Annotated in this window: 6 protein-coding genes; 1 reads left to right on the top strand and 5 read right to left on the bottom strand. The window is 54.7% G+C overall.

Annotation, left to right across the window (positions count from 1 at the left end; translation table 11 throughout):
* The first annotated feature begins 164 nt into the window (after positions 1 to 164).
* Positions 165 to 2,141, top strand: coding sequence for a 4-hydroxy-3-methylbut-2-en-1-yl diphosphate synthase (locus MoGM_RS12740; protein ID WP_233210303.1), 1,977 nt, complete (start codon positions 165 to 167; stop codon positions 2,139 to 2,141).
* 144 nt (positions 2,142 to 2,285) lie between these two features.
* Here MoGM_RS12740 and MoGM_RS12735 read toward each other — a convergent pair whose 3' ends face one another.
* From MoGM_RS12735 to MoGM_RS12715, 5 genes are all read right to left on the bottom strand, one after another.
* Complete coding sequence (locus tag MoGM_RS12735; RefSeq protein WP_104370429.1) at positions 2,286 to 3,098, bottom strand: S9 family peptidase; 813 nt, start codon at positions 3,096 to 3,098, stop codon at positions 2,286 to 2,288.
* Positions 3,099 to 3,164: 66 nt separating this feature from the next.
* Positions 3,165 to 5,189 carry a helix-hairpin-helix domain-containing protein gene (locus MoGM_RS12730; protein ID WP_146078745.1) on the bottom strand — a complete coding sequence of 675 codons (2,025 nt, stop codon included), beginning with the start codon at positions 5,187 to 5,189 and terminating at the stop codon, positions 3,165 to 3,167.
* Positions 5,190 to 5,230: 41 nt separating this feature from the next.
* Entirely contained in the window at positions 5,231 to 6,094 is an 864-nt protein-coding gene (locus tag MoGM_RS12725; protein ID WP_233210302.1) for a DUF3108 domain-containing protein, read from the bottom strand.
* Between the two features lie 138 nt (positions 6,095 to 6,232).
* On the bottom strand, positions 6,233 to 8,185 hold the full coding sequence (locus tag MoGM_RS12720) for an Ig-like domain-containing protein (RefSeq protein ID WP_233210301.1): 1,953 nt from the start codon (positions 8,183 to 8,185) through the stop codon (positions 6,233 to 6,235).
* Between the two features lie 9 nt (positions 8,186 to 8,194).
* Positions 8,195 to 9,715 (bottom strand): GH3 auxin-responsive promoter family protein, encoded by a 1,521-nt coding sequence (locus MoGM_RS12715; protein WP_104370427.1) that lies wholly within the window; start codon positions 9,713 to 9,715, stop codon positions 8,195 to 8,197.
* Between the last annotated feature and the right edge of the window lie 495 nt (positions 9,716 to 10,210).

Genomic DNA, 10,210 nt, shown 5'->3' with positions numbered 1-10,210 from the left:
ACTTCTTAGCGAGCTTGCGAGCGATAACTTCTTTAACTCCCTTAACTTCCCAAAAAAGCTCCTTTAACTTCCCCCAAAACTACTCCTTAACTTCCTATAAAAGTTTCTTTAACTTCTAAAAAACTCTTTCTTACGTCCTAAAAAATACCCTTGAAATTTTTATTATGGATATATTCAATTACTCCCGTCGCCGCTCTTCAGTAGTCACGATTGGCTACACACCGCTGGGAGGCGACAACCCGATACGGGTACAGTCGATGACAACCACGTCGACAAACGATACGGAAAGTTCCGTGGCACAGGCCGAACGGATTACCGACGCCGGCGGAGAATATGTCAGACTGACAACCCAGGGAGTCAAAGAGGCCGAGAACCTGAAGAACATAAGCGCCCGGTTGCGGGCCGACGGATATACGGTACCACTCGTGGCCGACGTGCATTTCAATCCGAACGTGGCCGACGTGGCCGCGTCATACGCCGAAAAGGTGCGCATCAACCCGGGAAACTATGTCGACCCGGCACGCACTTTCAAACAGTTGGAATATACCGATGACGAGTATGCCGCCGAACTGCGCAAGATCGAGGAGCGGTTCGTGCCGTTTCTCCGTATCTGCCGCGAGCACGGCACAGCCGTACGCATCGGGGTAAACCACGGCTCGCTGTCGGACCGCATCATGTCTCGCTACGGCGACACGCCCGATGGTATCGTGGAGAGCTGCATGGAGTTCCTACGGATATGCAAGCGCGAGCGGTTCGACAATGTGGTGATATCCATCAAGGCCAGCAACACGGTGGTGATGGTGCGCTCCGTGCGCCTGCTTGCCGACACAATGGAGCGCGAGGGCATGAACTATCCGCTACACTTAGGCGTCACCGAGGCGGGCGAGGGCGAAGACGGAAGGATAAAGAGTGCCGTTGGCATCGGAGCGTTGCTTGCCGACGGTATCGGAGACACCATCCGCGTATCGCTCAGCGAGGAGCCTGAAGAGGAAATCCCCGTCGGCCGTCATCTCGTAGAATATATCGGGCGGCGGGCCGGCCACATGATGATCCCCGGCACGGAAAATGCCGCTTACGATCCGATCCGCCCCGAACGCCGGGCCACAAAGGCAGTGGCAGACATCGGCGGGACTGCCGTACCCGTGGTAATCGGCAGCAGGACTACCGGTGAGACACATGCCGATGTCTGCAAGGACATGACTCCCGACTATATATACATGGGCGGGAAACTGCCTGAGGACACAGATAGCGACACAAAGTACATAGTTGATTTCGATGTGTACAACTCATGGATTGAGAACGGCAGATTGAAGACCGGAAACGGTGAGGGAAATGATGGCAAGTATCGCGACACGCATCAATCCGCCATAAACGGCGGCCAGCCCTCTGAAACAGCTCATATATCATCGCGAAGCCAATGCGCTTCTCCCAGGCTCTTCCCTATTTTCCCGCACACCGCCATACCGTTCATCGGCATGACAGACGCCCCGTTGAAGTTTCTCGTGTTGCAATTCGGCGCGCCGGCGGAAGAATACATCGCCTGCTTGAAAGCCCACCCCGAGGTAGTGGTAGTGTGTGTGAGCAATCACGACAACCGTCTCGGCGAGCAGCGCGCGCTCATCCACGAGATGATGAACGCCGGAGTGACAAACCCGGTAGTCATCTGCCAGATGTACCGCCACACCAAAGGAGAGAAAGACGACTTCCAGCTTGAAGCCGCCGCCGACATGGGCGCACTGATGTTCGACGGACTATGCGACGGAATATGGCTCATGAACGACGGCGACCTGCCGTCGGACGACATAGACACCACCGCATTCGCCATACTTCAAGCCGCACGGTTGCGCACGTCGAAGACAGAGTATATCAGTTGTCCGGGCTGCGGACGCACGCTCTACGACCTGCGCTCCACCATCGCCCGCATCAAAGAGGCCACCAAAGACATGAAAGGCCTGAAGATCGGAATCATGGGATGTATAGTCAACGGGCCGGGCGAGATGGCCGATGCCGACTACGGATATGTGGGGGCGGGACGCGGCAAGATTTCTCTCTACCGCCGGAAAGAGTGCGTGGCAAAGAACATTCCCGAGGAAGAGGCCGTAGACCGGCTGCTCGAACTGATACACTCGGACAGGGTGTAGCCCATCGCCGGCCTGACGGCCTGTCGTGAGACGCCTTGGGATCAATATTGTTTTTCCATGCAGTCGGACCATGAGGGCCTGGCCGATGAATGCCATCCATAATAACACCGGCAGGACACACCATCCCAACAGCCATGGTGCCAACTACCTGGAAGCCGGTCTCAGAAAATCGCTTATCCGGCCTATCGACTCCTTGAACTCATCGGGCTTGAAACCATGACCGGCACCACGAATGATGTGCAGACAGGCATCCTTATACACCTCTCCGGCCGCACGGCGCGAATCAGCCACAGAAACCACATTGTCCCTGTCGCCCTGAACGATAAGCACCGGACGGCCGTAACGGCCGATGGTACCGAACACATCCATATCGCGCACCTCAGTGAAGAAACGGCGTCCCATCGGCACGCCCCAAAGACGGGTGGTGTCGGGTATATCGGCCACCTCGGGATAACGCTCCGTCCAGTTGGCGGGGATACACAGTGCGGGGAACACAAGCACCAACCTGCTGATCTCCTTAGGCATGTCGGCGGCTGTGAGAGCCGAGACCAGTCCGCCCTGACTCTCGCCGATGAGCACGATGCGGTTCTTATCCACATCGGGACGGCCGCGGAAATGCCGCACGATGGCTTTCAGGTCGCTCACTTCGTCGAGCACGGACATGTTCATCGTGTTGCTGTCGCTGCGGCTGTTCAGCGAGCCGCAAGGAAAATCGAACGTATACACCTGATAGCCCAAAGCGTTCAACGCCCCGAAATAGCTTTTGCCGAACGAATGACTGCCGTTGAAACCGTGCGACACTATTGCCACGGGATGCTTGCCACGATTGTCGACCGGACGGCTCAGCACGCCGTATATCTTCCTGTCGCCGTTGGATATCCACAAATCACCGACCTGCGCAAAGGCCGCTACCGCCATATTGGCGGAAAACAACACTGATAAAAGTAGCTTTTTCATTTTATTCTAATAATTAAAGTTCATCATTTCACAATACATACTCTCCTCGCTGACTGTCACGCACGCTCAAAACCTCATCCTCGCCTGCACTTCGAGGTCGATCACGGACGAGGAATCTATCGCCTGATAACCGCTGCCGATGGTACTGCGGTCGAAATAGGCGGTATGGGCGAGACGGGCGTTGACAGTCATGCCACTCCATACGGACGCCGTGGCAAACAGCGAGCAGTGTATCCCATTGCCATGAAAAGACGGGAAACAGAACGTGTGCAGTATTCCGCTCTCATGCAGATAGACACGGCTGTCGTAGTCGTCGGTATCAAAATATGCCGCCGAAAGACTGACACTGAAACAAGGCCGCCTGTGCCCCACACGTCCCGAAAACATCCACCCCCGGCTGACATCGTCTCCGACGGCCTGAGAAAAATCGGTCTGCGCGGCACAGTTCCAGTATCCTGCCGGCCCGGCATATACAGCACTGACACGCGCCCGATGCTCTGTACGCGGAACGAGAGCCGTCTTTTGTTCATTATCACGCTCTCTCAACCGAAGCCGATAGCGGCCTCCCACAGTCCAGGCACCGGCCTTATACGATGCCGAAAGCATGTTGTCTGCCGACTTTGACGACCCCGACACACGGTATCTCGGCCACGGGAAATAAGCGAAATCCGTATATGCCGACAGGCTCACGCGGCGGCTAATGTTCCAGTCGGCCGCCAGATACAGTCCGCTCTCGTTTCTGATGCTTCCTCCATCGCTGAAACCTCCGGCATAAAGAGACGTGTACCTATATGAATAAAAACGCTGTACGGCGGTGAGCGACAATCCCCCCGCCACGGTCACACCTACGGTATTTATCGTGGCTATGGCACCGTGACGGTCGGTGGCCGTCTCGCCACGGAAAGTCAGGGCGCCAGCGATATATCCATAGTCCAAGCCAAGATTTACAAAATCACTTCCGGCAGCGTAATACTGACGGAAAACAGCGCCCGTCTTCGGCCTCAACTGCCTGTCGAGACGGGTATATACGGCCGTGGCTCCAACATGGATCCCGTCTGCCGAGTAAGCAGCCGTAAGTCCTGCCGCCGCTGCATGGGTATTGTTTTTCTTCGCCATCTCCTCCGGACGGCGGTGATAGCCCGACGTGATTATGGTAGCCGCCGTGCCGTCGGCGTTCAGCGTGGCGTCCATCGGACGGTGAGAGACAAACACTCCTGCCTTTATCCGTCGCGACAGACGGGCGGTTGCAGCCGCACCGCGAAAGTATCCCGCCTCGGAACGCGACGAGTGCCCCCTGATCACGGCTCCCGAACGAGACGATCCTGAAAGCGCAGCCGTCTTTCCTATGCCGAATGAGTTGCCAAGCACAAGTCCCATGCCGGTCCGGAAGCGGTATTTGCCGACGGCAATGGTCTCAAACGGCCTGATGTCACGCATCACAACATAATATGAATAGTAGTCGTATCCGGTGTTGTTACCCGCCGAGAAAAACGGTTCGCCGGCATCATGGGCGCCCACCACGCCGGCCCGCAACCGGTCGCCGCAGTCAAAATCGTACCGGAACCAGTGCTTGAAAGGATAACCGAGATATCCGTTTATATCGCCCTTACGACTGTAAAACGGTATCTTCGCCGTGGCGACAAGCGTGTGGCGGCCGTTCTTTATGCTTTCGGAAAGCGGCCGGCGGCCGTCATGGGGCGGTTCGCCGGCATATACGAGACATTCGAGCAACCGGCGGCGGACATTGTCAAGCGACGGTATCATCTGCAACTCGCCCGTTGTGCGCATCACCCCGTGACGGCCGATATACTCCTGTATGTCTTCTATCTGGCGGTCGGTGAGAAACGGCAACCGCTCAAGCCCGGTGCGCCCGGCGGCATTTATGTTTATCGGATGTTCCGCAACGGCCGACAACACATCGTGCATCTCTTCGAAAGCGGCTTCCGGTTCGTCTTCCAACGCCGCCATCTCACCCAGCACCGCTTCCCAGCCGGCACCCTGCTGGGCCGCCGATATCACCGGCATAAACAAGAAAAGAAGGCACAAAGCCTTCTTTTCCACATATTTTATTATCGTCAAACAGTCTTTCATAGTATTCATTGTGTCGGTTTTGCGCCGGTCTGCCGGCCTGCTTACTGTATCTTGGAGGTCATCGGTCCGCGGACACCCTTATAACCTTTAAGAAACGCCTTGGCCGAGCCGAAACTCAAAAACATGTCGAGCCTCACGGGTATGTGGTTTGTGTCGTCTGTCACATAAAACCTTATCAGCTCATGGTTCTTTCCGTCTTCGCGCTCTATGAACGAAAACACGAGACATCTGTACTTGTCGTTGGTACCTTCCATCTTGAAAGTCTCTTTCCCTCGGTATTTCAACCACGAGTTAGCCAGATGTTTAGCGTCGCTGATAGGCATCGGGATGTTCTGCCCTTTCTTCAAATTCCCGGTGTTGAAGTTACGCGCCCGTAGGAAGATGCTCATCATGTCGTATACGCATTTCTTGTATTCCGACTCCTTACGGATATGCTGCCCGGTGTGTTCGATACGGTGTTGCCTAAGGTGGCAGTTGCCGTTCGGATAGCTGTACCACAACTCATCGACGTAGTACCTGTCGCCTTCGTGCGCCCCCTTGCGGAAATAGAGCGGCGATAGATTCATGTCGCAGTATGAAAGGAGAGTGTCGCGCATTACAAACACCTTGTCGAGTTTGTTGTTTCCGCGTGTTATCAGACTGGTGCGATACGCCTTTTTTCCTTCATACACCGACTGCACGGTGCTCATGGACGCCGTGCCCACCTTCATCCAAATGAATTTCCAGTTGAAGAACAGGTCGTAATAGAGAAACTCTCCCGACTTGAAAGCCTTGTTCTCTATACCGCACTGAGCCGATACCGTGGTGGCCGACCACCTCTGTCCGACAACGAAAAACAACGCGACAACCAACAGCAATGCCGTCTTTGTCTTCAAACGGGTCTTCATCTTGCTTATATTTTCCATGTTTTTTCTTTTTGGTTTGACAAAAGTATATATCTTTCCAGCCACCCATAGCACTATGCCCGGCCGCAGACGCTCCGCAACAAGAACACCGGCCTTTCGTCACACGGCACCACGTACCACATCACCGGACCGGCCATATTACCGGATATTGCCTTTAAGCGTTCCGGGATAAGGCTTTCCGAGCTTGGCCGCCCGGTCGGCGTTTCTGTTTCTCAACTTCCTCTCCCTGTCTGGTTTTTGCTTCACTATGGCCCAAGGCTTCTGCCTTGCCACAGGCACCGCAGCCATATTCCAGTCATGGGTTATATCCCACTTGGCCTTGCACTCTATCTCCTTGGGATTGTAACAGACCGCCTCGGGTTGCAGATCGGCATGATAATCGCCTGTGTCCCACTTCCCGTTGCCGTTGACATCGGCGAAAGCGCGCATATAGTATTTGCCCGGCGCGAGATAGTAGAACTCGGCTGTGCCTCCGGTTACACGCGTCTGCTTGACAGGCTCGCCCGACCCGTTTAGCAATTGCACCACGAGCGTGGTGTCTTCCGTACCAGACAAGGTGACCATCAGCGAACCGAAATCATCGTTCGAGAGCACTCTTATGCCTTTCTTGACAGGCGACGACACCCGGCCGTATATGTCTTCAAAGGCAGCCGAGTCTATCTCGAGACTGTATTCAATGCCGGGACGCCACTCGGCGAGCAGCTCGTAGCCGCGCAAACGGCCCTCTATCGGCCTCAACTCGCACCGCGACCTGTACCAAAGCGTGTCTATCTTGGAGTAAAGATGGACGGCGGCTGTGTCGCAACGGGCCAAAGGCACCGGCATCTCGAATATGATTTTCCTGTCGGGCGCCATGGCCGACGGTATCTGTATGGAGGGTTCAAGAGGCTTTACAGGCATCACCGAGTCATACGCCTCTCCTTTCTTCTTTGCCTTCTCCTGCTCTTTCTGCCACTTCCCGAACTCACGCTCACGCTCTTTCTGGCGTCTCTCGTAAGACATCTTGGGCACCGCGTCTATCGTGTCGGTACGGCTGACGAGCAACCCGGTGGTGTCTGTCGTCATGTAGGTGACCTCCATCTGCAACGTATCGCGATTGACAAGGGCGGTGTCTTTGAGCCAGTAATAGACCGTGTCGAGTTTCTCGGACGACTCGACCAAGAATGCGTCCGAGGCGTCGAAGTCAAGCCCACGCACTGACGGCAGACTGTCGCTGCCCGCCGTGAAGTAGAAACCGATCTTCCTGTGGTCCTGACGTTCCGTTTTCAGAAGATAGCGGTCTGTCTGCGGAGCGGTGAAAGCCAGCAACGTTATATCGTCTGGATAATGATGGGTATAGGGCACGCGGATGATCGAGTCGATACGCAGCGAGTCGCGCCATACGGTGTCTTGCCTTATGTCGGGCTTGCTGCTCGGCTCGAACGTGGCGTGACTGAAAGCCAGCATCTCGCTCTTCTGGCTGTAAACATAGTCTCCGTCGGCGTCTTGCAGGGCATATATGCGGTATGTTCCGGGAGCCACGCCCTTGATGACGAAGCGTCCGCGGCTGTCGGTGCGGCTCACGCGCATCATCGGCCTGGTGACGAACGCCGTGTCGGACAAGTCGTCGTAAAGCCCCACGAGTATCCCTTTCACCGGTTCGAGATTGGCCGCTTCGAGCACGTTACCCGCCACCTCGAACGTATCTATGCGCTCACCGGTGGAAAAAGTGTATGTATAGTTGCCCATCGGGTTGCCCTCGTTGTTGTCGCTTATTGCGTCTGAGAAGTCTATCGTGTACGTGGTGTTGGGCTTGAGGGTGTCTTTCAGTTCGATGATTATCCGCTTGCCGGCGGCTTTAATGTCGGCCGGCTCTATCTGCGGGGGCGATATCACCACTTTGTTGACGGCGTCTTCAAGCTTTATGAACTCGTCGAACGTTATGGTTATCCTCTTGCCCCACACTCCGGTTGCCTTGTCGGCAGGCGATGTGTACAACACTCTTGGCGGAGTGTCGTCATACCATCCGCCGTCGGGCTGTCCCATACGGGCGCACGACAACAGTGTGGCTACGAGCGACAACGCCAATATATGTAAATGCTTTCTGCCCATAATGATTCGTTATGCCTTGCTCTGCTCGTTGAGTGTCATCATCTGCTCCATGATGTCGCGGCTGTTGCTCAGTCGCGGTATCTTATGCTGTCCGCCCAGCTTGCCTTTCAGTTTCAGCCAGTCGTTAAACAGGTTTGGCCGTGCCTCAACTATTTCGAGATGTTGCAGGGTGATGTCCTTATAACGTTTGGCCTCGTAGTCGCTGTTAAGCTCTTGCAGGCGCCTGTCGAGCAACCCGGCGAAGCGCCCAATGTCGTCAGGCCGGCGCGTGAACTCGATGAGCCACTGGTGGCGGCACTTGGCCTTGTCGTCCATGAACACCGGCGCGGCCGTATACTCGCTGACCTCGGCTCCCGTCTCGGCGCATGCGTAGGCAAGTCCCTGCTCGGCATTGTCTACGATAAGCTCCTCGCCGAAAGCGTTGATGAAACTCTTGGTACGGCCGGTTATTATGAACTTATAAGGATTGACCGACGTGAAGCTCACCGTGTCGCCGAGCACGTAGCGCCACAGCCCGCACGAGGTGGATATCACCATGGCGTAGTTACGCCCCGTCTCAACGCCCCACAGCGGAACCACCGCCAGGTTGTCCGTGCCGAACTCGTCCATGGGTATGAACTCATAGAACACGCCGTAGTCGAGCATCAGGAGCATTGACTTGTCGGCCGGATCGTCCTGCAAGCCGAAGAAGCCCTCGCTCGCGTTGTATGTCTCCATGTAGTGCATGTCGGGCGAGGTTATCAGCTGCTCATACTGCTTGCGGTATGGCGTGAAAGCCACTCCGCCGTGGAAAAACACCTCGATGCCCGGCCAGACCTCTTCCAGATGCGTCTTGCCTGTCAGCTCCATCACCCTTGTGAGCACCGAGAGCATCCACGAAGGCACTCCGCTCAGGTTGGTGATGTTCTTGCCTGCGGTCTCCCGCGCTATGCGGTCGCGCTTGACCTCAAAGTCAGACAGCAGCGCCGTCTGCTTGCATGGCACGCGCACCAGATTTGCGAGCGGTGTGATATTCTCTATCAATATGGCGCTCAGGTCGCCCACGAGACTGTCTCTCAGATTGTAGTTCGGAGAGTGGCTTCCGCCAAGGATAAGTCCCTTCCCGTCGAACATGCGGCTCCTGGGATTGTTGCGCAGGTATATCGCCACAGCGTCCTTGCCGCCCTTGTAGTGCAGGTTTCCCAGTCCGTCGTCGCTCACGGGTATGAATTTGCTCTTGTCGTTGGTCGTCCCCGACGACTTGGCATACCACCTCACTTTTCCCGGCCACAGGATGTCGCGCTCTCCGTGACGCATCCTGTCGATGTCACCTTTCAGTTCCTCGTAAGTGTTCACGGGGGTGTTTCTCGCGAAATCATCATATCCTTTCGCGCTTCCGAAAAGGTGGTTGCGCCCATACTCGGTTTCCTTGGCATGTGCAAGAAGCCGCCTCAACACCTCGCGTTGCAGCGTCTCTCCGTCGTTTATGTGCTTTTCCAGTTCTTTCTGCCTGTGCAGGAAGACATTCCGCACTATTCCTGTTATGCTCATAATGATTGCAAAGATACGGCAAACTTTTGGAAGTAGGCCGCTTTTCACTATTTTTAAGGATAAAGCCGGAATACAGTCCTTTCTCCCGGCACATACATTCATTATCACACAGATATATTTCTCATGTCTTTTGTATTAATTATTGCATGTATTTTATCTCAAAAATATATTCTCATGTCTTTTGTCTCAATTATTGCATGTATTTTGTCTCAATATATTCACACGTATTTTGTTTTCATAAACATATCGTTTATCATTAACAAGACACTTGGAAAAACAACATTCCGTAAAACGTAGAAAAAGGAATAAAATATTTACAAAACGCTCTCCATACTTCGCCCGTTTCAAAATTAAAATCCAATGCCCGGAAATAAGCGAATTATGAGCCGCTTTACGCAAGTGTCTGTGCGTCAGCTTAATATACCTTTCACACCTGCCTCCCCTATCAAACCTACCCCACCTACCCTCACGAATTTTTCCATTCAGCGTCCCGTT

The sequence above is a fragment of the Prevotella sp. MGM1 genome (assembly GCF_002933775.1).
Lineage (GTDB): Bacteria > Bacteroidota > Bacteroidia > Bacteroidales > Bacteroidaceae > Prevotella.
This window is presented reverse-complemented; position numbering and strand designations above follow the sequence as displayed.

Bases quoted from the DNA above. Each gene is read 5' to 3' on its own strand.
- MoGM_RS12740 (WP_233210303.1), top strand. From the start codon at position 165: ATGGATATATTCAATTACTCCCGTCGCCGCTCTTCAGTAGTCACGATT.
- MoGM_RS12735 (WP_104370429.1), bottom strand. From the start codon at position 3,098: ATGAAAAAGCTACTTTTATCAGTGTTGTTTTCCGCCAATATGGCGGTA.
- MoGM_RS12730 (WP_146078745.1), bottom strand. From the start codon at position 5,189: ATGAAAGACTGTTTGACGATAATAAAATATGTGGAAAAGAAGGCTTTG.
- MoGM_RS12725 (WP_233210302.1), bottom strand. From the start codon at position 6,094: ATGGAAAATATAAGCAAGATGAAGACCCGTTTGAAGACAAAGACGGCA.
- MoGM_RS12720 (WP_233210301.1), bottom strand. From the start codon at position 8,185: ATGGGCAGAAAGCATTTACATATATTGGCGTTGTCGCTCGTAGCCACA.
- MoGM_RS12715 (WP_104370427.1), bottom strand. From the start codon at position 9,715: ATGAGCATAACAGGAATAGTGCGGAATGTCTTCCTGCACAGGCAGAAA.